Below are 23,840 nucleotides of genomic sequence, written 5' to 3'. Positions count from 1 at the left end.
AAGAAACTGAAAATAATGATACTGTTTTTATCGGTTAAAAATCAAGGTTGATAAGTAAAAAACCCAGTAGGATTTTGACGTGAAGTCGGTGATTTGTTAAAGCTTTGTTATTGTATATTTAAGCTGTAATTTTATCGTTAACAATTAAAAGTTTTAAAATTTTAAATATGCTTCACACAACAATTACCCCTAACGAAAAAACAATTTCGGTTGTTATCCCTGAAAACTATGTTGGGAAGGAGATTGAAATGATTGTATTCGCAAAAGATGAAGGTTTAGCGAAACATGCCTTACAAAAAAAAGTAACGTTTGAAGCATTGGCCATTGATACAAAAGGTTACCAATTTAACCGCGACGAAGCAAATGATCGAAGATAAAATTACCATCATCAACCCTTTCAAATAGCCATTATTGTAGCTTGCTTTGCAATGCTTCTTTTACCGTGCCAAACCATTCCTCTTTTAAAATACTTAAAACAATGGTGTTCCTGCGTGTTCCATCGGGCAAGGGCAAATGGCTGCGCAACACGCCTTCGATGGTACAGCCGATACTTTGCATAGCGGCAATGCTCCGTTTATTGTTATTGTCGGCACGGAATTCTACGCGCTCCATCCCCATCTGTTCAAAAGCAAATCGCAACAGTAAAAACTTGCAATGTTTGTTTAATCCGGTTCCTTGAAACTGGCTTCCATACCAGGTAAAACCCAATTGTAAAGAATTGTAAGGCAAGTTAATATCGTAAAAGCGCGTGCTGCCCGCATACTTTTGCCGCCGCTTGTCAAACACAATAAAAGGATATTCTTTTTTTGCTTCCCGCGCGGCCAAAGCAGCTTCAATATAAGTTTTTAACCCTTGCGCGCCCGCTACCGGAACCATCGAATACTTCCAAGTTTCGGGTTCGTTCAAAGCAAAAGGCAGCAAGCTTTCATAATCGTTTTCTGTTAACGGGCGAAGCTGCACGAAATCATCTTCTAAGATATAATCTGCAGAAAAATCAAAAGGTTGAGGCATGTTGTAATTTGTATTTTTTGCAATTGTACAAGTTATAATTTAAAGATTGAAATTTTAAAATACAATTGGATTTATTGAAATATTTTTTGGGTTCGAAACCAATACTTCTTTTACCACCTAAATTTCAGTATCCAAGTTTGGATATCCAATTAAATAAGCAACATGCACGCCCAAGTTGTTTTTGGTCTTACCCGCTTTCCAAGTATAGGTTTTTGTGGGGATAGATTGTGCCAATTGTAAAAACTCCTGCGGTTGGTACAAACGCAAAAGTGAAACACAGCCATCCCAAATAGTAGAAAGCGGAATAAGCGGGATGAGATAAGTAAAAACCAACCTGGAAATTTTAAAAGGGCGCAAAAATGGTGTGCAAAAAAAGAAAACTACCGGGTGCACAATCAGCGAGCCCAACAGGAAAAACCAGTTTTTATCGCCGCCATCAAACAAACAAATGGCTTGCTTTTGATTGACTGAAGCTTGTAAAATTGCTTTGATTTGTGCTGGCCGAAAATGGTGCGCCGTTGAAAACAAAGTACGGATTCCGTGCAAAGTTTCGGGCACATTTTCCGCATCAACCGATGTTGGATAAAAATCAATCTGCTGGTTTGTGTTTTCTCGCAAGTAACGCCAGGCATCCAAATTTGGGAATTTATCTGTCAAAATAAAAGCAACCTGCTTGTTTTGCAAGTTTAAATTTTGCCTGACTTGTAACACCGGCCCGCCGCCGCCCGAACCCAAATCTACAATTTGCGTTTCTCCGGTTTTCTCCAAAACTTCCAATAAAACGGGTGTGATGGAATTATAAACGCGCAGCAACCGTATCAAAAAACGCAAATAGTCCAACATACCAGTGCGCAATACATCCGGGAACCAATGGTAATCTTCAAACTCAAAAAAACGGTAGCGTTTCAATTGTATTAGTTAATAGTTGATGGTTAATGGTTAATGGCTCATAGCTGATATCAAGCACCATTTTTTTGCCGGTAAAAACAGTATGCACTAATCTTTGGCTAGTGTTGTTTTGATTTCCGAGGCCAGCCATTCCGGTGCTTCCATCGGGCTTAAATGGCCAACACCTTTTGTCGTGATCAGTTTTGCATCGGGCAAATGCGGCATGGTTTCCTTCAAAATACTTTCAAAACTGATGGCCGGGTCATCTTCGGAAGCCAAAACCGTGATCGGCAAAAACAAATTTGCCGCATCTTCTGCAATAGAATGGTGTACGCCTTCCAGCAGCCACCAGTCCCAAGTTTTCGGGTCGGTTTCCAAATTGTTTTGTATCACCAATTCCCGCTGTTCATCCGTCAAAGGTTTTAGGGTTATGCCTTTTAAAGTAATTTCGGCTTCTTTTTGGTTTGGATGGATCAGCATCCTTTGCAATTCTTCATCGCCAATATGTTCAACAGTTGGTGGGGAAGGCGCCACCAAGATCAAATGCCTGACCGAAAAATTAGGATCGTTGGTAGCCACATCAACAGCAATTTTTCCGCTCATCGAATGCCCGATCAGCACGTACGATTCAACATTCAGCTCATCCAATTTTTGCTGGATAAAAGAAGTAAAGCTTGCAATAGAAGGTTCGGGCAGCGCAGGTTCTCCGCCAAAACCAGGCAAATTTAAGGCGATACAATTGTATTCCTGCTGTAAAAGTGCTATCGTCCAAGTCCAGCTTTGCGCCGAACCACCAAAATAATGCAAAAAAACTAAAGTCTCTTTTTCAGTTATGGCAGCGTTCTGCGGATCAGAATGAGGTATAATATCCATGGATTATTTAAAACTTTCCGGTTTAACAGTTGCGTTTATAATTTGTGTTGGCGTTATCTGGTCCGCTTTTCCATTACAATGATCCGACGTTCAAAAGCCAATCTCAGTTCGGCAATAATGGTTTCAATATCTCTTCCGTTTGTCCACAATTGATAAAGTTCTGATGATTTAATTTCCGTAATCAACTGTAACAATTGGCGTTTTTTATCCTGCAAAAACTGGATCATTACAAATGAATTTTTGATAGTTTGAGGCTGCTCAGGAACATAAGTCAACGCATTTCCGCTGATAATAAACTCGTGCAAACGGCTCAACTCTTCCAGGTCGCCGCTTTGGTACACTTCATTGAGTTTGGCGGTAACATCAGTAGCGCATTTGTTTAAATCTACATCGGCATTAATTAATTTGTCGGGATGGATTTGCACCACCGCTTCTTTAAATAAACGTTTCAGTTCCTGCTTGTCATCCGCAGAAACCAAATCTGGTGCGGTAAAAGAAGCATGGTTTATTTTCAAATCAAGCGGCTCTTTGTAATTTTTGCCGCGCTTTTTTTGTTCCAGCCGTTTCAGTTTTTTTGCCTTTTTTTGAGATTTGTAAAGATCGGTCAAAGCGCGGATACGGCTAATTTGGATTGATAAAACCGAACGGATTTTAGTTTGAAAAACGTTTAAGTTGGATTCCAACCCGCGCAGTTCGGCTTCCAGCAAAGCAATTTCTTTTTCCAGCAAAACAATGGCTTCCTGGTTTTGATCTGGATTTTTATCGGGTAAAAGAAGCATCGGTTTGAATAAAAAAGGCCGGAAATGATCCGGCCTATAAAATTATCATTCTTAAATTGAATTACGCATTCACCACTTCGCCGCCATTTACGTGGATAATCTGGCCGGTGATATAAGAAGCATCATGCGAAGCCAGGAAAACATAAGCCGGCGCAACTTCTGATGGCTGGCCAGGGCGGCCCATTGGTGTTTCTTTTCCAAATTTTTCGATTTTTTCTTTGTCGAAAGTAGAAACGATCAGCGGTGTCCAGATCGGGCCGGGCGCAACGCCGTTTACACGGATCTTTTTCTCGGCCAAATTGGTTCCCAACGAACGTGTGAAAGCCGTGATGGCTCCTTTGGAAGACGAATAATCCAACAAATTGGGCGACGAGCGGTAAGCCGTAACCGAAGTGGTGTTGATGATGCAATCGCCTTCCTCAAAATGTTTCAATGCTTCTTTTGCAAAGTAAAAATGCGCGAAAATGTTGGTTTTAAAAGTTTTTTCCAACTGCTCATTGCTGATGCCTTCAATGTCTTTCTGCGGAAATTGCTGCGCGGCGTTGTTCACCAAAATGTTCAATCCGCCAAAAGCTTCCACCGTTTGCTGCACAGCTTTTACGCTGGTTTCCGGGTCGCTCACGTCGCCTTTTATCAACAATGCTTTGCCGCCTTCCGCTTCAATCAAAACTTTTGTTTTTTCCGCATCCTCGTCTTCGCCCAAATAAACAATGGCTACATCGGCACCTTCGCGGGCAAAATGTACGGCAACAGCACGACCAATGCCGCTATCGCCGCCGGTAATTAAAGCTTTTTTGCCTTCTAATTTGCCCGAACCCTGGTAGCTTTCGCTGATGTATTCGGGCTTTGGGTTCATTTGTTCTTCAATTCCGGGCTGGGATTCCTGCTTTTCATCGCCGGGAAGCTGGGTTGGTTTTTGTTCCATTTTAGTTGTTTTAGTTTTGCGTTTAGCTTTGCAAAAACCCAACCAGTTTAACCAGTAATAAAATTTATTTCTTTTTTAATCTGGTTTGGATATTTTTGAAGAAAGAAAAAGCCGGAAATGTTTCCGGCCTTGTATAAAAAGAGGTGGTAAAAGAAGTATTTTGTAAATTAAACCAACGTGCCCAATGCTTCTTTTGTAAAGCCTTTTAATTCGTTGGTGCGGCCTTGCGTTACTTTTTTGATCCATTCCGGGTCGGCCAGTAAAGCGCGGCCAACGGCGATTAGATCAAATTCGCCTTTTTCCATCCGGTTTACCAATTCTTCTAATGATTTTGGCTGAGAAGCTTCTCCGGCGAAAGCTGCCATAAATTCTCCCGATAAACCAACAGAACCAACTGAAATGGTTGCTTTTCCGGTCAGTTTTTTTGCCCAGCCGGCAAAGTTCAAGTCAGAACCTTCAAACTCCGGCTCCCAAAAACGGCGTTGCGAGCAATGGAAAATATCCACACCAACTTCGGCCATCGGGTTTAACCAGGCAGCCATTTCATCTGGTGTGTTTGCTAATTTTACGCTTAAATTTTGTTGTTTCCATTGCGATAAACGGATGATGATCGCAAAATCTTCGCCAACAGCAGCACGGACTGCTTTGATCACTTCTACCGCAAAATGGCTGCGTTCGGCAATGGTTTTTCCGCCAAAAGCATCGGTACGCTGGTTAAAAGCACCCCAAAAAAACTGGTCGATCAAATATCCGTGCGCACCGTGTAACTCTACCGCATCAAAACCTAAACGCTTGGCATCCGCAGCGGCACTGGCGAAAGCAGCAATAGTATCAGTTAGAGCATTTTCGCCCATGGCTACACCGCCTTGCACGCCTTCGGCCACAAAACCTGATGGGCCTTCAAAAGGCGTTGACGGCAGCCAGCTTCCCTGCGGTGCCATAATGCCCATATGCCAAATTTGTGGTGCCATTGCACCGCCTGCGGCATGTACTTCGTTGATCACTTTTTTCCATCCGGCCAAAGATTCTTCACCGTAAAAATGAGGGATATTAGGATCGTTGGAAGAAGCAGGCCGGCCGATCACTGTTCCTTCCGAAAGAATCAATCCGGCTTCACCTTCTGCCCTGCGGCGATAATAGTCGGCCACATTGTCGCCGGGAATACCGTTTGGCGAAAAAGAACGTGTCATGGGTGCCATCACAATCCGGTTTTTCAGGTTTAATGATTTTAACCGGAACGGACGAAAAAGTGTATCTAACCGGGAATAATTTGTTGTCGTTTCCATAATTATCTGTAATAAAAGCCTAAGCTATCAAGTTATAATGAAAAGCAGTTATCAGGACTGGATTTGTTGCTGCTGACTGACAGAAGCATTTTAGGTTTACACTTTGCTGATGCTTACCAATTTTTTGCCGATAAAAGAAGCATGCGCTTTTCCCCAGCCATTGAGATTAATCAAGTTGATGCTTCTTTTAGCAGATAAATTTTTAAACTTGCTTTTGTTTTCATTTGATTTTTACGGTGCGGCAATTTTAACGTCCTGCAAATTTTCAACATAAAAACAAAAATTTTTTGAAAAAGATATTGGCTGATGGATATTGATACCACTTAATTGGAATATTTCAAAAGCATTTACATCAGCACAACTATAACATGTTATTAAGAGATAAAGACCGGCAATCCTTAATCCAAATTTTTTCATCGGTAAAAACACCAATGGAGGTTTGGGCTTACGGCAGCCGCGTAACCGGCACCGCACACGATGGAAGCGATTTGGATTTGGTAGCGCGAAGCCCAGACTTGAAACCGCTCCCGATTGCTGTTTATCTGAAATTGCGCGAAAAAATAACAAACAGCAACATTCCGATTTTGGTGGAATTGTGGGATTGGGCCAAGCTGCCCGCAAGTTTCCATAAAAACATCGAGAAGCAGTTTGAAGTATTGTACAGTAACTTCGCCATAAATTTAAACGAGTCAGGACAGGAATTTCAAACCAAAAAACCGGAAGGCAAAGACGAAAAATAAAGCCAAAACTTCACTTAAACCTGATCGCCTTTACTGGAGAAATGGAAGTAACCAACATCGAAGGAATCAGCAAAACCAGTACACAAACCACCAGCGTGCCGATATTGAGCAGCAAAACATCCGACAGGTTGAGTTGGATGGGCACAAAAGTCATGTAATAAGAAGCTTGGTCTAATTTAAAAAGGTGGGTTTGGTGTTGAAAATAACTCAAACCAACGCCAAAAATATTGCCCAGCAGCAAACCGGCCGCAATCAGGTACAGAGAATTTAACAGGAAAATTTGCTGGATGCGCCAGTTGTTTGCGCCCAAAGCTTTCAGCATTCCGATCATGCTCGTCCGTTCTAAAATCATGATCAGCAAGGCCGAAATCATGTTGATGACGGCCACAATCAGCATCAAAATCAAAATTACCTGCGTGTTTACATCCAACAAACTGAGCCACTCAAAAATGGTTGGGTAAAATTCCTGTACGGTAAAAGATTTGAACTGGACCGGCAAAATGTTGCTCAGCGTTTCACTGGCTTGTTGCAACTGGCCAAACTCCGGGATCTGGATTTCGTAACCGCCAACTTCGTTTGGTTTCCAATTGTTTAGCCTGCGGATCAGCGAAAGCGCGCCCATGACGTAAGTTTTGTCTACTTCTTCTACCCCCACATTAAAAATACCGATGATTTTAAACTTGCGTTTGCGCAACGGCTGCTGCACAAAATACATCAAAAAATCATCGCCCACTTTCAGCTTCAACCGGTCGGCTGTAAACTGCGAGATCATGATTTGTTTTTCTGCCGCTGCCGAATCTTTTAAATTTAAAACGTGGCCGGAAGCCATGTTTTTGTTGAAGAAATTCCAGTTGTAGGTTTCGTCCACACCTTTTAAAACCACGCCTTCAATCGCATCGTTTGCTTTGATAATGGCCGGTTTGGTGGCGAAAGGCTGGATGTGCGTGAAAGCTTTGTTATGAGCAACATCACGCAAAAAAGAAGGGTCGGCAACAAACGGGGAATTTTCGTAGGAAGAATTCAAATCGTACTTTACCACTTGGATATCGCCCGAAAAACCCCTTACTTTTTCCCGGATTTCCTGCTTAAAACCTTTTACAATGGCCAGGCTCAAAATCATCACGCCCAAACCCAGCATGATACCGGTAATGGCAATGCGGACGATCATTTTAGAAAACGTGCGTTTGCTGCGGAACGAAATGCGGCTGGCGATAAAAGTGGCTATATTCAAACGGCGTGGTTTTGATTTTTTTATATCTGGCCAAATATGCAGTTTTATACCAAACATATTTTTGCAGACGTAAGCTGAAAACGCAGACTTGCCGGTTTTAGTTTTTTATTATTGCCGATACCAATTTTTATCCGATAAAAGAAGCATGGCCCAACAAACGATGATTAAACGGAAAACCCTTTTTCAATCCAAAACCACCTTTGCTTTATTTTGCGCGATACTGTTTTTATCGGCACAATTTTGTTGTGCGCAAAACGCAAATATCCAAACCGGCGCTGATCAAACCCAATTGTATTTGCCGCTTTTGAAAGGTAAAAACGTGGGCATGGTGGTTAATCAAACTTCGGTCATCGGCAGTAAAAACGTTTCGAGTGTGGATAGTTTGCTAAAGCGTGGCATCAAAATCAAGCGTGTTTTTGGCCCGGAACATGGTTTCAGGGGAAATGCCAGCAACGGTGCCAAAGTTGGCGATGAGGTGGATCCGAAAACCGGCATCAACATTGTTTCGCTTTATGGCGCAAAAAGGAAACCTTCAAAAAGCGATTTGGATTCGGTAGATGTAATGGTTTTTGACATTCAGGACGTGGGCTGCCGTTTTTACACCAACATCAATACTTTGGGCGATGTGATGGAAGCTTGTGCCGAGTTTGGCAAAGAACTAATTATTTTGGATCGGCCAAACCCAAACGCTTATGTTGATGGGCCGGTTTTGGATATGAAACTGAAATCGGGCGTGGGCAAATATCCAATCCCGATTTTGCATGGCATGACGATTGGTGAGTTTGCAAAAATGATCAACGGCCAATGCTGGCTGCCCAACAATGCGCAATGCAAAATCAGGGTGATCCCGGTCAAAAACTACAAACACGATATGGCTTATACTTTGCCGGTCAACCCTTCGCCAAATTTGAATACGCAGCAATCGGTTTTACTGTATCCGTCGTTGTGTTTGTTTGAAGGGACAACCGTAAGCCAGGGCCGCGGAACTTACATGCCTTTTACGGTTTTGGGAAGCCCGTATTTAAAAGGAACTTACGATTTTACGTTTACGCCGGTTAGCATTCCCGGAAAATCTGAAACGCCTTTGTACCAAAACCAGGTTTGTTACGGTTTGGATCTGCGTAATTACAATACAGAAACTTTGCGTAAAAGCGGAAAAATCAACCTGAAATGGATAATGGATTTGTTTAACGCTTACCCGGACAAAGCAAAGTTTTTTGATCGTAAACAAAGCAAACAGATTGGCAATATTGATTTTCTGGCCGGCGTTTCTGCTTTTAAAGAACAAATTTCAGCAGGAAAAACGGAACAGGAAATCCGCCAAAGCTGGGAGCCGGGTTTAAGCGAATATAAATTGATGCGGAAAAAATACCTGCTTTATAAATAGAAACACCAATGAGGATAATTTTTATGGGCACGCCGGAATTTGCCGTGGCTTCGCTGGATGCCTTGCTGCAAGCCGGACAAGAAGTGGTTGCCGTAGTTACCGCGCCCGATAAACCGGCAGGGCGCGGCAGGCAAATTCAGCAATCGGCGGTAAAAGAATTTGCCTTGCAAAAACAACTTCCCATACTTCAGCCCGAAAAATTGAAAAACCCGGAATTTTTACAGGAGTTGGAAAGTTTTAAAGCCGATTTGCAGGTGGTGGTTGCTTTTAGGATGCTGCCGGAAGTTGTGTGGAAAATGCCGCCAAAAGGGACGATCAATCTCCATGCCTCGCTCCTGCCGCAGTACCGTGGCGCGGCGCCAATTAATTGGGCGGTGATAAATGGCGAAAAGCAAACTGGCGTAAGTACCTTTTTTTTGAAGCAGGAAATTGATACCGGCGATTTGATTTTGACCGATCAAACCAACATTTTGGAAACCGATACGGCTGGTGATGTACACGATAAACTGATGGAGATCGGTGCAAAACTACTGGTAAAAACAGTAGCGTTAATTGAAAGCGGAAATTACCAAGAGGTTTCGCAAAAAGATTTGACCGGAAATGAAGAAGCCGTCGAACTAAAACATGCACCAAAAATTTTTAAGGAAGATTGCCAGGTCAACTGGGCGCAGCCGGTAGAAAAAGTTTATGATTTTATCCGTGGTTTAAGCCCGTACCCAACTGCTTTTACGCATTTGAACAACAAGGTTTTAAAGGTTTTCTTAGCTGAAAAACAAGAAACCGATCCCGGAATTTATCCTGGTGCTTTTTTAACCGATCACAAAACTTTTTTAAAATTTGCCTGCACCGATGGTTTTATCAGCCTAAAAGAAGTACAGTTGGAAGGCAAAAAACGGATGAAGGTTGATGAATTTTTACGGGGCATCAAGCTTTAAACCTCATTGATGCTTCTTTTACCGGTATAAATTCTGTATCAAAACGAAAGCCCAACAAGCTTATTTTTCCATGATTTAATCCGGGATAAAAAAATTTACTTTATTAAGAAAATTTAAAACCTCTTACTATAAATGGTTGTTGTAAGAGTAATAAATCAAAAAATTAAACGATTATGAAAAAGTTAAGTTTGGCAATGTTTTTAGCCCTGTTTATGTGGGCGGTACAGGATGTATCCGCACAAACAGGAACAAGTGGTTCTGGCAGCACTTCTACCGGTTCTGGCTCTTCAGGTTCTGGTTCTGGTATGCAATCTGAAACCCAATCATCTGGCAGCCACCACTCCGGAAAATCTTCCAAAATGGGCAAATCACACAAAAGCTCAATGAGAAAAGGTTCTTCCGGTATGTCTGGTTCAGGTTCTGGCATGTCTGGTTCCGGCTCTGGTTCTACTACAATGGGTTCAGGTAGTGCAGGTTCTGGCATGTCTGGCTCTGGTACTTCCGGCAGCGGTACATCCGGTTCACGTTCAGGCAAAAGCGGCAGAAGCAGTGGTTCTGGTTCAGGTACTTCCGGCAGTGGTTCCGGTTCTGGCAGCGGTACATCTGGTTCAGGCTCAACTGGTTCTGGTTCACCAAGAAAATAACTGCAAGTTATTTTTTACCAAAAAAGGCCGCCTTGTAGCAACAGGGCGGCCTTTTTTGTTTAATCAAGTGTACGTTTTAGCAGCAAACAGAGAACGTGTTTAAATTTATTTTTTTGTGCTTTACACCATGCTTCTTTTACCCATATAAAATTGGTGGGCAATTTGTTTTGATTGGTTTAGGCCGATGCAAAAATCAATTTTTATAGGGTAAAAGAAGCATCAGCCAAAAAAAAGGCCCGAAAAAAGTTTAAACAACTTTAGCTGTTTAAGCAACAACTTCTACCAAACGCTCCATTACCAAATTAAAGTTTGGCGTGGTGCTCCAATCAATGGTTCGGTGTTTCATTTGGTCTAATGGCGACCAGCGTTCCGGTTCGCCATGCAAACTGATGACTACACTTGGCGTACCATAAGCAGCGGCAATGTGCGAAACGCCGGTGCAATTTGAAATCAAAGCAAAGGAATGTTTTATCAAAACCGCCACTGCGCCCAAAGTGGTTTTTCCGGTAAGGTTATAGGCTTCGTGTTGCATTTTTTGCATCACTTCTTCGGCCAGGTGGGCTTCATCCTCGGTTCCGGTAATCACGACATCAAATCCCTGCTCTTGGCAATAATCGGCCAGTGCGGCAAAATAAGCAGTAGGCCATTGCCGCTCAACACTGCGGGAACCGGGATGGATGCAAACGTATTTCTGTGGAATGATCTGTAAATTTAACTGGTCGAAAGCATCATAATCATAGCTGTTTAACGGGAATTCAAGTTCCGTTCCAACAGCAGGAATGCCTAAATGGTTCATCAGTAGCAAATGGCGTTGGATTTCGGGAATGCCTTCCGGATATTTTAGGAACAAAGGGCTTGGGCGATAATCTTCTTCCCGATAAAAACCGGCGGTATAAAAAGCGCCAAACAACTCTACCAAAGGGTTTACGATAGAACCGTTCCCCTGCATCTGCAAGGCCAAATCAAATTTTTGCTGCTGGATTTCCTGCAAAAAAGCAGTTATTTTTTCAGGGAAAATTTCCTGCTCCGGTAAACCCGGATAACCTGGAAAAGCAATAAAAGCATCAAAATAATCCGGGAAACGCGTTACCAAACTATCGGCCCAGGGCAAACCGACTAAAGTAATTTGCGCATCAGGATAAGTGGTGCGCAAAGCACGAAAAGCCGGGATCGAACATAGCAAATCGCCTAATTGCAAGGCCCGGAAAACAACGATTTTTTGGATTGGATGTGCAGAAAGCATAGGGGTTATAATTGCCTGGTTAACCTTTTTGACAAAATTATGTTTGCTGTAAAAAGCCTTGATACTGTTTTTATCGGCATAAAAACAGTATCAAGGCTAAAAAAAATCAAAATGCAAAGAGCGGCGGTTTATTGTTTCAGCTTGCCTTTGTAAGTTTTCTTAAATTGCTGAAAACGTTGTTCTGATACATTTTGGATATACGGGTTATCGCCGTTGTGTTTTGCATAATTTTGGTGGTATTCTTCGGCGCGGTAAAAAGCAGTTAAAGGAGAAATCTGGGTAACGATGGCACGCTGGAACATCCCTGATTTTAAGGCATTTGTTTTGGCAGTTTCGGCCATGGATTTTTCTGTTGAATTAGCATAAAATACAACCGAACGGTATTGCGTGCCTTCGTCCGGGCCTTGTTTGTTCAAGGTTGTTGCATCGTGCGAAGCATAAAAAACTTTAAGCAGTTCGGCATAAGAAACTTTTGCCGGATTGTAATAAACCAAAACCGATTCAGCGTAACCCGTGGTGCCGGTACTTACTTTTTCGTAAGTTGGGTTTGGTACGTTTCCGCCGGAATAACCCGAAATGACAGAATCTACCCCGGCCACATCTTCAAAAATTTCTTCAGAACACCAAAAACAACCTTCGGCAAAAGCGGCAATGGCTTTGCCTTTTGGCGCCACCAGGTTTATTTTCCGAACGCCGTCTTTTCCGGGGAGACCAGCAGCCGTTAAATTAGAAGAAGAAGCTTGTCCGCAGGAAGCAAACAGCAAAGCGGCAAAAATAAGGTTTAGCATATTAGGAGCGATTTTCATAGTGGCAGATTTATATTTGTAAAGATATACGCAGGAAAAAGCTTTTTAATATTTAGCAATAGGAAAACTTGCAATCCTGTTACACTATAAAGATTAATTGATAAAATAGATTTTATACCTATAAAAGAAGCATTACAACCTGCTTATCTCTTCTTCTGATAGGCCGGTCAGTTTAGCAATGTCTGTAACAGAAAGCCCCATCAGTTTAGCAGATTTTGCAATCTCGATTTTGCCTTCGATTTTGCCTTCATTGTAAGCTGTTTGTTTGGCATAATCGTAAGTTGCTTTATTGTCCCTAAAAACTTTCAGGCTTGTTTCGTATTTGTCCAGTTCATCTTGTTTCATGTTGGCAAGTTCTGCTTTCTCAAAAGCTTTAGTGAATACATCATCTTTAAATATAGTTGGTATTTGCTGAAAATCCTCTAAGTTTTTAATGAAATAGAGCCATTTATCCAAACGCGTTTCCAGTTCATTTTCCTGTTTTGTAAAGTTGGGCATCTCCAGGTATAGATAAGTCAGCTTATTATAAAAGATTTTACCGTTCTGGTTTTTTAATTTGATGACATGAAGCACTTCATTGCGTTCCGGTTCTGTTTCATAATCATCAAAAGTAAAATCTAAAATACCGATACAATATACGGCTTTCAGGTTGTAGTTCCATTCCCCTTTCTCAGCTTGTTCCCGGATGGGGAATGTTGAATAATAAATTGTTCTTTCCCTAAAATAATTTTGTTTTGCTTTTTGAAGTTCTACGATAAACTTTTCGCCTTTATCGTTTTCGCAGTAAATATCGTAAATCGCTTTTCGGTCGAAATCCGTTTGCCCAAGCTGTTCTGTATTTTTAAACGTCAGGTCAATTATTTCATTTTGTTCGGGCAAAAGTGCGTTCAAAAAATCAATGAGCAAAGGTTTACTCGCTTCTTCACCGAATATTTTCTTAAAACCGAAATCTGTATAAGGGTTTATGTATTTCGCTTTCATCGTTTTCCTGAAAATCAACCATAAAATTATGAAAATTTAAGGCTCCAGGCGATTCGTAGCTGGTGTTATTACACCTTTACCAACGCCTTTAACCTCTCGGTTTCATAATCGGCCAGTTTTTGCAATTGGCCGCCTGCCAGCATTTTCATCATCATGTTCAGTTCGGCAGCAATGGTAAATGAAGCGTGAGTTTGCGTTCCGGCTTCTTGTAATTCCCATTTTAACTGTAAGGGAAAAGGCGGATTTTCGATCGCAGCAATCAAAATTTCAGAATTTGGGCTGCGGTTGGTGATCTCCAAAACCAGCTTCGCCATATTTTGAATATTAAAACGGGCTTCGTCTTTGGTTGATTTCCAATCGGTAATATTTTCGGGCATCAATTGGCGGTGGTTGTTCAAATCTGCCAAAAACTGGTAAACGGATGCCGCAGGTGCATCAACAGTAACTTTACTTTCAATCGTGGTCATAACAAAACATTGATCTTAACAATTCATTTTCCCCAATCAACAGGGTTTTCGCGCCATTGTTGTAAAACCGCAATTTGATTTTCGTTGATGTATTGATGGGCAGCCGCATATTTAATTAAAGCCGCATAGTTGGACAAAGTAGCGAAACGGCAACGCGCATTTTTAAAGTTTTCGGTCGCTTCGTCCAAACCGTAAGTAAAAATTGCAGCCAAACCTGCAACATCGCCACCGGCTGCACGCAAAGCTTCTACCGCTTGCAAACTGCTTTTACCGGTCGAAATCAAATCTTCCACCACCACAATGCGCTGGCCGCGGTGCAGTTCGCCTTCCACCAAATTCCCCGTCCCGTGTTCTTTTGGTTTCGAGCGAACGTATAAAAACGGCATCCCCAGTTCCTGGGCAATTAAAACACCTTGCGGGATACCGGCCGTAGCCACGCCTGCAATACAACTGACGGCACCAAACTCTTCCTGAATCATGGCCACCATTTGCTGGCGGATATAAGTGCGGATGGCAGGGTGCGAAAGCGTTAAACGATTATCACAATAAATAGGTGATTTCCAGCCGGATGCCCAGGTAAAAGGTTTGTCGGGCTGTAGTTTAATGGCTTTGATCTGTAACAAAAATTCTGCAACCTGCTGTGCAACCTCTGATTTATCAAACATGGCTGCCGGTTTTCAGGTTAAAAAAACAGTTACGCTTTTTGTTGAAATTGTAGCATTCAATTTCCGGAGAATTTGCTTTCCGGCAGGAAGGTTTAATCATATTTATCTATCAATTGTCGGACTGGCATCTGCTTTTTAAATGTCGGCGCAGCTTAACAAAGATAAAAATCTTAAAGGTTTTAACGCAACTTCCCCGCATCAAATAATTGTTAAACTGCTTTTTTTATTTTTTAAAAATCTGCCTTCTGCAAGATTTCGTTAATTTTTAATGTGTACAATTTGTTAATAACTTTTTTAACAACAGCAGTAACCCTGATAACGAAGCGTTCGTAAAAGGCGTTAACAAAACTAAAACGACATGGAAATTCAATCATTATTAAAGAAATTAAGCCAGGATATCGAAGAAAAAAACAGTTTGTTGAGCATGGCCGAATCCGAGCACCGCGAAACAAGCAATATTAAAGCTGAGTTGGAAGTTGCGATAGAAAACTACAGCACTATTTTTAGTGCGCTGCCGATGCTGATGTAATTTATCAAATTATTTCTGATTATAGGTAAGGCTTGTGCCTGTTGGATCAAATCCAATGGGTGCAAGCTTTTTTAGTTTTTGCATTTTTTTTATCAATGCCAATTTTGTTTAAATATTTTCGATGCTTCTTTTACCGCCTAAAAATCATTGTTACTTTGTGGTTTTTGTTCCGTAATAATGATGGGCACAAAATTTATGGGCATAAAAGAAGCATCAAATATTTTTACGATAGAAATTTAAACCTGCCCTCAAAAATATTTTTGCCGGTAAAATTTATTCCGTTATTTGGCGAAGGTTTTTAAGGGGGTTTGAAGTGCATGCTTCTTTTATCCACTAAAAATTGGTGTTGTTTTTGGCAGATGAAAAAACCAAAAAATACTGATCAGAAAACTGTTGGGAAAGATTTTATGCAAAACACAAGCTACCATATTTACATCAACGACAAGCATTTGGTGGTTGCCGAAGCGGTGCCAAAAGGTTTACAAAACTATCAGGAACTGAACGTGGAAAAACCCGACCTGAACCTGATCTACCAATCAGTTTCTAAACCCGATGGCAAGCAAACTTTTTTGTACTTGTGCAAAAATGCCAAAACAACGTTGAGGAAACTGTCTAAAAGTATCCGTTTAATTGAGGCGGCCGGTGGTTTGGTGAAAAACGAACGCAAAGAATACCTGGTTATTTTTAGGAACGGTTTGTGGGATTTGCCAAAAGGAAAAATTGAAGAAGGCGAAAAAACCCAAAAAGCTGCCGTGCGCGAAGTGGAGGAAGAATGCGGCATCAAAGTAAAAAAAACAGGACGGAAAATTTGCAAAACCTACCACGTTTACCGGCAGCGCAACGACGAACTGGCGCTGAAAAAAACACATTGGTACCGCATGAAGGCCGAAGGACAAGATAAACTGAAACCGCAAAAGGAAGAAGGCATTACCAAAGCCTGCTGGTTTACGCGCGAAAAATTTTCAATCCTTGCCGAAAACACTTATCCTTCTATTTTAGATGTTTTGGATACGATGGGTTTGATCAAAGAAAAGGAAGCGCAGCTTTAGGGATAAACTGGCTGACATCGCCGTTGTATTTTAAAATTTCGCGTACAATAGTGGAGCTGATGGAAGAATAACCCGGTTTGCTCACAATAAAGATGCTTTCAATTTCGGGTTCCAGGGCGTGGTTCATTTGTGCAATCGCTTTTTCGTACTCAAAATCAGAAACGGTACGGATTCCGCGGATCATGTAACTGGCACCAATTTGTTTGCAAAAGGCAACTGTTAAACCTTCATACGCAATCACTTCAACCTTTGGTTCTTCTGCAAAAACAGCTTTCAGCATTTGCTCGCGTTTTTCGGGTGCGATAAAAGGTTTTTTCGTGCTGTTTAAACCGATGCCAATATAGACTTTATCAAACAAGCTGATGGAACGCTGCAAAATATCAACGTGTGCTTTGGTAACCGGATCAAACGAACCTGGGAAAAGGGCTATTTTCATTATTCAACAAAATCAAAATTTAATAAGCCTGAACCAATACTTCTGTTGGAATTTTTAAGCCTTCATGCAATAACCGGATCATTTCTAAAGATAATTTCCGCTTTCTGTTTAAAATTTCACTTGCACGGCTTTTCAATCCTACCATTTTAGCCAAATCTTGTTGGTTGTATCCCATTTGTTCCATTCTAAATTTAATGGCTTCAATTGGGTCAGGCAAACCAATCGGGAAATGTTCGTCTTCGTATTTTTCAATTAATATCCCCAGAACTTCCAATTCATCGCCTTCTGGAGTATTTAAATCTGAATCAAAAATTACTTCGAGCCTGGCTAAAGCTTCCTGATAATCTTGTTTAGTTTTAATTGGTTTGATATTCATGTTTACTAAATTAAACATAATGCTTCTTTTATCCCTTAAAGAACGAAAACGCCGTATTCCCATAAATCCGTTTTTCGCTGAAATTGGGTTGGTTGCTTAAATTTTGATAGGCTGGGTGTTCGATAATCAGCAAACCATCGGCCACCAATAATTGCCTGGTAAAAACAGCATTGGGCAATTGCGGGATTTTATCCAGATCATAAGGCGGATCGGCAAAAATCAAATCGTATGGCTCGGTTTCCATCTCCAGAAACTTAAAAACATCGGCCTTAAAAACAATGATTTCCGGGAATTTATGTTTGGCGGCCATGTCTTTTAAATAAAAAACACATTGCTGCGCACGATCAACGGCAATTACTTTTTCTGCGTCCCGCGAAGCAAATTCCATCGCAATGTTTCCGGTCCCGCTAAACAAATCCAACACTTTTAAACCTTCAAAATCCAACTGGTTGTTTAAAATGTTGAACAGTGCTTCTTTGGCCAAATCCGTTGTTGGCCGAACTGGTAAGTTGTTGGGCGGGTTTAACCGTAACCCTTTTAAGCGTCCTCCGATAATCCGCATCAAGCTAAACCTAAAAAATTTGCAACCTGGTTTTGTTTTAAAACCGAATGCTGCCGGAAATCAGCAGAATTAAACAAGCTAACTTGATCAAAAAACTGTTGCAAATAAAGCTGTTGTTCGCCGCCTTCTTCTATCCTGCCGCACAAAATCAACGTTGTTTCTTCCGGTTTCAATTTTAATTGTTCGGTTACTAAAGCTGTAAAATAAACAAGTTCATCTAAAGTTGAACAATCGAACTGGTTGTAAAAACGAATATTTTCTCCTTCGGGAAACAACAACTGCAGCCTGTTTTCTTCTAAATATAAATATAAATTCTGGCCAGGAAGTTGTGCCTGCATTACCGCTTTGATCCATCCTTTCGGCGCAAATTCAATTTTTGAAGTTTGAAATTGTGCGGTTAACTTGCTGATCACCTCTTTTGGAAAAGTAAAAATAACCGTGTTGTCTCCGTTTTCTATTTCATCCGTCAAAATTACATCTGCTTCTTTTACCACTAAAAATTTGGTATAGTCCAACAAATCTTCCTGGCTAAAAACAGCATTCGGTACCAAACAAAAGCTTTGGGTTTCGATAGCAATATTTACTTTTTTATAATTTGATGCAATCAGTTCTGAACCTTTTTCCTCGTTCCAAAGTTCGTCCAATCCATTTCCGGTGTTTACCCGAACCAACCTTTGTGTGGCCGGATGACGAACGGCATAACTAAAATGATGTTGATTGATAACAACAAGCAATTCAAAATCAGCCGTATAGGCGGGATTAAAACCAGGATCGGTAAAGTTTATGGGGACAAAGTGCATCGGTAAACAAAAGTAAAAATTTTTGGCAATTGACTTTCACGGTTTTTGTTTCATTTTTGAGGAATATGAACGAAGATCTCATCCGCAAATCCTTTCCGCACACGCCAACTTTGCAGCAAATGGAACTGTTTAATTTGCTGCACCAGTTTTTGACCAGCGCTGATGAAGATACTTGTTTCATTTTAAAAGGCTACGCCGGCACCGGGAAAACTACCGTGTTGGCTGCTTTGGTCAAACTCCTAAAAAACTACAATTATGCTTCGTTTTTGCTGGCGCCAACCGGCCGCGCGGCAAAAGTGATGAGCAGTTATTCGGGCAAAAAAGCCTTTACCATACACAAAAAAATATACCGTAAAAAGAGTGCCGTAACACCGGATTTGAATTTTGCAACGGCTGATAATTTGCACGAAGACACCTTATTTATTGTAGATGAAGCTTCGATGATTTCGGATGAAAGCAACGGAAACGGCAGCAGTTTGCTGCACGATTTGGTCGAGTTTGTGTACAATTCCAGGAACTGCAAGCTGCTGCTGATTGGCGATACGGCACAACTTCCGCCAGTTGGTTCTGAAAACAGCGCGGCGTTGGAACCGAAGTTGCTGAAAGATTTGTTCCGTCTCCGTGTTTTTAGTTTTGAGTTGACGGAAGTGATGCGGCAGGAAAAAAATTCCGGGATTTTGGAAAACGTTACGGCTGTCAGGAACCTGATCCGAAAAGAAGAAGCAGAATACCCGCAGATCAAGACTCAAGGGTTTAAAGACATTTACCGGATGAACGGCGAACGGCTGGAAGAAGGTTTAAACTACGCTTATAATAAATACGGTTTGGAGAATACGTTGGTCATCTGTCGTTCCAACAAAAACGCTAACATTTATAACCAGCAGGTTCGCGCCCGGATTTTGTACCGCGAAGAAGAACTGACTGGCGGCGATTTTGTGATGGTGGTGCGCAACAATTATTTCTGGTTAAAAGACAATGAAGAAACCAGCACTGATTTTATTGCCAACGGCGATATCGGGCAGATAAAAAGGGTTCGCAACATCCGCGAAATGTACGGCTTTCAGTTTGCAGACGTGCAATTGGAATTTACCGATTATGCCGACGCTTTAACGTTAGATTGTATGGTGATGCTCAATACGTTATACACCGAAACGCCCAGTCTATCATACAGCGAAAACCAACGTTTTTACGAAGAAGTGATGAAGGATTACGAGCACATCGCCAGTCGGCAAAAAAAGATGGAAGAGTTGAAGAAAAACCCTTATTTCAACGCTTTGCAGATCAAATTTGCGTATGCGGTTACTTGTCATAAAGCGCAGGGCGGCCAGTGGGAAGCGGTTTTTGTAGATCAGGGTTATCTAACCGAAGAAATGCTGAACACTGATTTTTTACGCTGGTTTTATACGGCTTGTACGCGTGCAACCAAAGAGCTTTTCCTCATCAATTTTAACCAGCGATTTTACCAGGAAGCTTTGGCGGAATAAAATTATAGTGGTAAAAGAAGCATCAGGATTTCCATAAAAAACAACCTGCCCTTTTGTCGTTAAAAATTAAAATCGCATGACAATTTTTCCTTCTGCTTCAATTTTAAATTTTTGGTAACGTATTTGTACAGAATAAGATATGAACTTAAACAACTATACCATAAAAGCACAGGAAGCGATCCAGAAAGCATCTGAGATCACGACCGGAAACCAGCAGCAGGCGATTGAAAATGCGCATTTGCTGAAAGGCATGTTGCTGGTGGATGAAAACGTTGTGAATTATCTCTTAAAAAAAATCAACGTTAATACAAGCCGACTTAATACTTCGTTGGACGAACTGATTGCTACTTATCCAAAAGTAAGCGGTAGTAATGTTTACCTATCGGCCGATACCAACAGTACTTTGCAAAAAGCATTGGCTTACGTCAAAGAATTTAAAGACGAATTTGTATCGGTAGAGCATCTTTTGCTGGCCGTTTTGGCTGCCAACGATAAAACTTCGTCGCTTTTAAAAGATTTTGGCGCAACAGAAAAAGACCTTAAAAAAGCCATTACCGAACTGCGCGGCAATAATAAAGTAAATGATCAGAATGCAGAAGCAACTTACAATTCATTAAATAAGTATGCCCGCAATTTGAACGAATATGCTGAATCCGGCAAACTGGACCCGGTGATTGGCCGCGACGATGAGATTCGCCGAGTGATGCAAATTTTATCGCGCCGTACTAAAAACAACCCAATTTTGGTGGGCGAACCAGGCGTTGGCAAAACGGCCATTGCCGAAGGTATTGCTTTTCGGATCATCAAAGGCGATGTACCGGAGAACTTGAAAACCAAAACGGTTTACTCGCTGGATATGGGCGCTTTGATTGCCGGTGCCAAATACAAAGGCGAGTTTGAAGAACGCTTAAAATCGGTGGTAAAAGAAGTAACGCAGGCCGAAGGCGAAATTATTTTGTTTATTGATGAGATCCATACTTTGGTTGGCGCTGGCGGCGGCGAAGGCGCGATGGATGCTGCAAATATTTTGAAACCGGCTTTGGCGCGCGGCGAATTACGGGCAATCGGTGCGACAACGTTGAACGAGTACCAAAAATATTTTGAGAAAGACAAAGCCTTGGAACGTCGTTTTCAAAAAGTAACGGTGGACGAACCGGACACAGCAGATGCGATTTCGATTTTGCGCGGCATCAAAGAAAAATACGAAGCGCACCACAAAGTCCGGATCAAAGACGAAGCGATTATTGCTGCGGTAGAAATGTCGCAACGTTATATTTCCGATCGTTTTTTGCCCGATAAAGCGATTGATTTGATGGACGAAGCGGCTTCTAAACTGCGGATGGAAATGGATTCGGTTCCGGAAGTGGTTGACGAGCTGGAACGCCGCATCATGCAGTTAGAGATCGAGCGCGAAGCCATCAAACGCGAAAACGACGAAAAACGGGTGAAAGAGCTGAGCGAGGAAATCGCCAATCTTTCCAGCCAACGCGATTCTGTACGTGCCAAATGGCAAGGCGAAAAAGATTTGGTGGATAACGTAAACGCAAAAATCGAACAGATAGAAGATTTTAAACAGGAAGCCGAACAGGCCGAACGTGCCGGAGATTACGGTAAAGTAGCCGAGCTGCGTTACGGAAAAATCAAAGAAACGGAAGCCGAAGTTGAAAAACTGAAAAAACAAATAGAAGACGAGCAAGGCGAAGGCCGGATGCTAAAAGAAGAAGTTACGGCGGACGATATTGCCGGCGTAGTTTCCCGTTGGACAGGCATCCCGGTTACAAAAATGATCCAAAGCGAACGGGAAAAGTTGCTGCATTTGGAAGACGAACTGCACAAACGCGTGGCCGGCCAGGAAGAAGCTATTGAAGCAATTTCTGATGCCATCCGCCGCAGCCGTGCCGGTTTGCAAGATCAGCGAAGGCCAATTGGTTCCTTTATTTTCCTGGGAACAACCGGTGTTGGTAAAACTGAATTGGCGAAAGCTTTGGCCGAATATCTGTTCAATGATGAATCAGCTTTGGTTCGGATTGACATGAGCGAATACCAGGAACGCCATGCTGTTTCGCGGTTGATTGGCGCGCCTCCGGGTTATGTGGGTTACGATGAAGGCGGACAGTTGACCGAAGCCGTGCGCCGTAAACCTTACAGCGTTGTTTTGCTGGACGAGATTGAAAAAGCGCACCCGGATGTGTTCAACATTTTATTGCAGGTTTTGGATGATGGCCGTTTGACCGATAACAAAGGCCGCGTGGTGAACTTTAAAAACACGATCATCATCATGACTTCCAATATTGGTTCCAACATTATCCAGGAAAATTTTTCCTTGATGAATGATTACAACCATGACGAAGTGGTGGCCAAAACCAAGAACGAATTGTTTGAGCTATTGCGCAAAACCATACGCCCGGAGTTTTTGAACCGGATTGACGAGATCATTATGTTCCAACCATTAAGCCGGAACGAAATTGGCGATATTGTGAAACTGCAGTTTAACCAGTTGCAACACACGCTGGAAGAAATGGGCATCCGTATCGAAGCCACCGATGCGGCTTTGGATTGGTTGGGGCAATTGGGTTACGACCCGCAATTTGGTGCGCGACCGTTGAAACGCGTGATCCAGAAAAAAGTATTGAACGAATTGTCCAAACAAATTCTGGCTGGCAAAGTAAACAAAGACAGCAACATTAAATTGGATGAATTTGACCACAACTTTGTGTTCTTGAATTCCTAAAAAAGTAGTGGTAAAAGAAGCATCGAAACAAAAAGGGGTTTTCTGCAAAGGAAGCTCCTTTTTATTTTGCAATCTTTCGCAACTATTAAATTAAACTCTAAGCTACTCTTCTGTACATTTTGAGATTGATTAAGCAACTTGAGGCTGCCAAAATACCTTTACTTCTTCTACATCAACCTGTTTGCGGGCTTTTGCCAAATCGTAATTTTCCTGAACGTGCAGCCAAAATTCGGGCGTTGTATTAAATGCTTTTGCCAAACGCAAAGCCATTTCTGGCGTAACACTTTGTTTGCCATTTATAATTGCAGAAAGTGTTTTGCGTGTAGTGCCTAAACCTTCGGCAACCTGAAGCACCGTTAGTTTTTGTCCGGTTTCTTCCCGGATACCGGCCAAAGTTTCTTTTATCAATTCTCCGGGGTGGGCCGGATCAAACATCGTCATTTTCATAGCTCAAATTAATGATAGTCCAAATAATCAACTTCCTGAACGTCTTCTCCAACAAATTGAAAAACAATGCGGAAGTTTTTATCAACTTTAATTGCCCAATGATTTTTTAACCCTCCAGTTAATTGATGCAAACCATAACCCGGGACATTTAAATCGCTTAAAGTTTTTGCGGCTTCCAATCGTGTTAAGATTAACCTGATTTTGTTTACGTGTTGAGGTTGTAATTTAGAAGCATCGCCCTTTTCAAAATACAACTTTAAACCTTTATGCCGTATATTCAAAATCATTAACAAATGTAACGATAAAGGTGCCATTTGCAAACAAAGACAGCAAAATTAATGTAAACAAGTTTGACCACAAATTTGTGTTTTTGAATCCCTAAAAAGTAGTGCTAAAAGAAGCATCCAAAATAAAAGGGGTTTCCGTTAAATTGGAAACTCCTTTTTTGTTTTGATTTAAATCTTCAAAATTGTTTAGTTTTATAATATAATTACTTATCTTGGGCTGTAACCTAATCTGCCTGTTGGCAGTCTTACCGGTATAATTATTAATTCTAAACCTAAAT

Annotated in this window: 27 protein-coding genes; 9 read left to right on the top strand and 18 right to left on the bottom strand. The window is 41.6% G+C overall.

The window, feature by feature from the left end; all coding sequences use genetic code 11:
- The first annotated feature begins 167 nt into the window (after positions 1–167).
- Positions 168–377 (top strand): hypothetical protein, encoded by a 210-nt coding sequence (locus V5804_RS14345; RefSeq protein WP_369592084.1) that lies wholly within the window; start codon positions 168–170, stop codon positions 375–377.
- 31 nt (positions 378–408) lie between these two features.
- Here the strand turns inward: V5804_RS14345 and V5804_RS14340 are convergent, their stop codons facing one another.
- The 6 genes from V5804_RS14340 to V5804_RS14315 all read right to left on the bottom strand — a co-directional run bounded on the left by V5804_RS14340 (position 409) and on the right by V5804_RS14315 (position 5,762).
- Positions 409–1,011 carry a GNAT family N-acetyltransferase gene (locus V5804_RS14340; RefSeq protein ID WP_369592083.1) on the bottom strand — a complete coding sequence of 201 codons (603 nt, stop codon included), beginning with the start codon at positions 1,009–1,011 and terminating at the stop codon, positions 409–411.
- Positions 1,012–1,128: 117 nt separating this feature from the next.
- Complete coding sequence (locus V5804_RS14335; RefSeq protein WP_369592082.1) at positions 1,129–1,920, bottom strand: hypothetical protein; 792 nt, start codon at positions 1,918–1,920, stop codon at positions 1,129–1,131.
- Positions 1,921–2,007: 87 nt separating this feature from the next.
- Positions 2,008–2,772, bottom strand: a complete 765-nt coding sequence (locus tag V5804_RS14330) for an alpha/beta fold hydrolase (protein ID WP_369592081.1) — start codon at positions 2,770–2,772, stop codon at positions 2,008–2,010.
- Between the two features lie 53 nt (positions 2,773–2,825).
- Positions 2,826–3,551 (bottom strand): hypothetical protein, encoded by a 726-nt coding sequence (locus V5804_RS14325; protein WP_369592080.1) that lies wholly within the window; start codon positions 3,549–3,551, stop codon positions 2,826–2,828.
- A gap of 61 nt (positions 3,552–3,612) precedes the next feature.
- Positions 3,613–4,476, bottom strand: a complete 864-nt coding sequence (locus tag V5804_RS14320) for an SDR family oxidoreductase (RefSeq protein WP_369592079.1) — start codon at positions 4,474–4,476, stop codon at positions 3,613–3,615.
- 167 nt (positions 4,477–4,643) lie between these two features.
- Positions 4,644–5,762 (bottom strand): NADH:flavin oxidoreductase, encoded by a 1,119-nt coding sequence (locus V5804_RS14315; protein ID WP_369592078.1) that lies wholly within the window; start codon positions 5,760–5,762, stop codon positions 4,644–4,646.
- A gap of 368 nt (positions 5,763–6,130) precedes the next feature.
- Between V5804_RS14315 and V5804_RS14310 the strand changes: the two genes are divergently transcribed.
- The gene (locus tag V5804_RS14310) at positions 6,131–6,502 is read left to right on the top strand and encodes a nucleotidyltransferase family protein (protein ID WP_369592077.1); all 372 of its coding nucleotides are present in this window, start codon (positions 6,131–6,133) and stop codon (positions 6,500–6,502) included.
- A gap of 10 nt (positions 6,503–6,512) precedes the next feature.
- On the opposite strand, the gene V5804_RS14305 is transcribed toward V5804_RS14310, so the two are convergent.
- Complete coding sequence (locus V5804_RS14305) at positions 6,513–7,733, bottom strand: ABC transporter permease (RefSeq protein WP_369592076.1); 1,221 nt, start codon at positions 7,731–7,733, stop codon at positions 6,513–6,515.
- Between the two features lie 145 nt (positions 7,734–7,878).
- Between V5804_RS14305 and V5804_RS14300 the strand changes: the two genes are divergently transcribed.
- From V5804_RS14300 to V5804_RS14290, 3 genes are all read left to right on the top strand, one after another.
- Positions 7,879–9,120 (top strand): exo-beta-N-acetylmuramidase NamZ domain-containing protein, encoded by a 1,242-nt coding sequence (locus V5804_RS14300; protein WP_369592075.1) that lies wholly within the window; start codon positions 7,879–7,881, stop codon positions 9,118–9,120.
- Between the two features lie 8 nt (positions 9,121–9,128).
- Complete coding sequence (gene fmt / locus V5804_RS14295) at positions 9,129–10,055, top strand: methionyl-tRNA formyltransferase (protein ID WP_369592074.1); 927 nt, start codon at positions 9,129–9,131, stop codon at positions 10,053–10,055.
- A 173-nt stretch (positions 10,056–10,228) separates the two neighbouring features.
- Positions 10,229–10,699: a hypothetical protein gene (locus tag V5804_RS14290; protein ID WP_369592073.1), complete on the top strand. Its 471-nt coding sequence runs from the start codon at positions 10,229–10,231 to the stop codon at positions 10,697–10,699.
- 265 nt (positions 10,700–10,964) lie between these two features.
- Here the strand turns inward: V5804_RS14290 and V5804_RS14285 are convergent, their stop codons facing one another.
- The 5 genes from V5804_RS14285 to pyrE form a co-directional block, all read right to left on the bottom strand.
- Positions 10,965–11,942: a glycosyltransferase family 9 protein gene (locus tag V5804_RS14285; protein ID WP_369592072.1), complete on the bottom strand. Its 978-nt coding sequence runs from the start codon at positions 11,940–11,942 to the stop codon at positions 10,965–10,967.
- Between the two features lie 128 nt (positions 11,943–12,070).
- Positions 12,071–12,730 carry a peptide-methionine (S)-S-oxide reductase MsrA gene (gene msrA, locus V5804_RS14280; RefSeq protein ID WP_369592071.1) on the bottom strand — a complete coding sequence of 220 codons (660 nt, stop codon included), beginning with the start codon at positions 12,728–12,730 and terminating at the stop codon, positions 12,071–12,073.
- Between the two features lie 150 nt (positions 12,731–12,880).
- On the bottom strand, positions 12,881–13,729 hold the full coding sequence (locus V5804_RS14275; RefSeq protein WP_369592070.1) for an Rpn family recombination-promoting nuclease/putative transposase: 849 nt from the start codon (positions 13,727–13,729) through the stop codon (positions 12,881–12,883).
- Between the two features lie 68 nt (positions 13,730–13,797).
- A complete protein-coding gene (locus V5804_RS14270; RefSeq protein WP_369592069.1) occupies positions 13,798–14,196 on the bottom strand; it encodes an SRPBCC family protein in 399 nt (132 codons plus the stop codon).
- 23 nt (positions 14,197–14,219) lie between these two features.
- Entirely contained in the window at positions 14,220–14,861 is a 642-nt protein-coding gene (gene pyrE, locus V5804_RS14265; RefSeq protein ID WP_369592068.1) for an orotate phosphoribosyltransferase, read from the bottom strand.
- Between the two features lie 358 nt (positions 14,862–15,219).
- On the opposite strand from pyrE, the gene V5804_RS14260 reads away from it, so the two are divergent.
- Positions 15,220–15,390, top strand: coding sequence for a hypothetical protein (locus V5804_RS14260; RefSeq protein ID WP_299289630.1), 171 nt, complete (start codon positions 15,220–15,222; stop codon positions 15,388–15,390).
- Between the two features lie 407 nt (positions 15,391–15,797).
- On the top strand, positions 15,798–16,439 hold the full coding sequence (locus V5804_RS14255; RefSeq protein ID WP_369592067.1) for an NUDIX hydrolase: 642 nt from the start codon (positions 15,798–15,800) through the stop codon (positions 16,437–16,439).
- Here V5804_RS14255 and coaD read toward each other — a convergent pair.
- The 4 genes from coaD to V5804_RS14235 are packed head-to-tail and all read right to left on the bottom strand — an operon-like array spanning position 16,414 to position 18,613.
- Positions 16,414–16,875, bottom strand: coding sequence for a pantetheine-phosphate adenylyltransferase (gene coaD / locus V5804_RS14250; RefSeq protein WP_369592066.1), 462 nt, complete (start codon positions 16,873–16,875; stop codon positions 16,414–16,416). The two genes, V5804_RS14255 and coaD, sit on opposite strands and share 26 nt — an antisense overlap.
- A 19-nt stretch (positions 16,876–16,894) precedes the next feature.
- A complete protein-coding gene (locus V5804_RS14245; RefSeq protein WP_369592065.1) occupies positions 16,895–17,251 on the bottom strand; it encodes a type II toxin-antitoxin system HigA family antitoxin in 357 nt (118 codons plus the stop codon).
- Between the two features lie 28 nt (positions 17,252–17,279).
- Complete coding sequence (locus V5804_RS14240) at positions 17,280–17,813, bottom strand: RsmD family RNA methyltransferase (RefSeq protein ID WP_369592098.1); 534 nt, start codon at positions 17,811–17,813, stop codon at positions 17,280–17,282.
- Positions 17,813–18,613, bottom strand: a complete 801-nt coding sequence (locus V5804_RS14235) for a DUF3822 family protein (RefSeq protein ID WP_369592064.1) — start codon at positions 18,611–18,613, stop codon at positions 17,813–17,815. The genes V5804_RS14240 and V5804_RS14235 overlap by 1 nt, the downstream gene beginning before the upstream one ends.
- 65 nt (positions 18,614–18,678) lie before the next feature.
- On the opposite strand from V5804_RS14235, the gene V5804_RS14230 reads away from it, so the two are divergent.
- On the top strand, positions 18,679–20,097 hold the full coding sequence (locus tag V5804_RS14230; RefSeq protein WP_369592063.1) for an ATP-dependent RecD-like DNA helicase: 1,419 nt from the start codon (positions 18,679–18,681) through the stop codon (positions 20,095–20,097).
- Between the two features lie 139 nt (positions 20,098–20,236).
- Positions 20,237–22,828, top strand: coding sequence for an ATP-dependent chaperone ClpB (clpB, locus tag V5804_RS14225; protein ID WP_369592062.1), 2,592 nt, complete (start codon positions 20,237–20,239; stop codon positions 22,826–22,828).
- Between the two features lie 129 nt (positions 22,829–22,957).
- On the opposite strand, the gene V5804_RS14220 is transcribed toward clpB, so the two are convergent.
- The gene (locus V5804_RS14220; protein ID WP_369592061.1) at positions 22,958–23,263 is read right to left on the bottom strand and encodes a HigA family addiction module antitoxin; all 306 of its coding nucleotides are present in this window, start codon (positions 23,261–23,263) and stop codon (positions 22,958–22,960) included.
- A 20-nt stretch (positions 23,264–23,283) separates the two neighbouring features.
- Positions 23,284–23,562 carry a type II toxin-antitoxin system RelE/ParE family toxin gene (locus V5804_RS14215; RefSeq protein WP_369592060.1) on the bottom strand — a complete coding sequence of 93 codons (279 nt, stop codon included), beginning with the start codon at positions 23,560–23,562 and terminating at the stop codon, positions 23,284–23,286.
- Positions 23,563–23,840: the final 278 nt, after the last annotated feature.

The sequence above is a fragment of the Mucilaginibacter sp. genome (assembly GCF_041088075.1).
Taxonomy (GTDB): Bacteria; Bacteroidota; Bacteroidia; order Sphingobacteriales; family Sphingobacteriaceae; genus Mucilaginibacter_A.
Note: the sequence above shows the minus strand (reverse complement) of the source record. Positions and strands in the feature narration are given on the sequence as shown.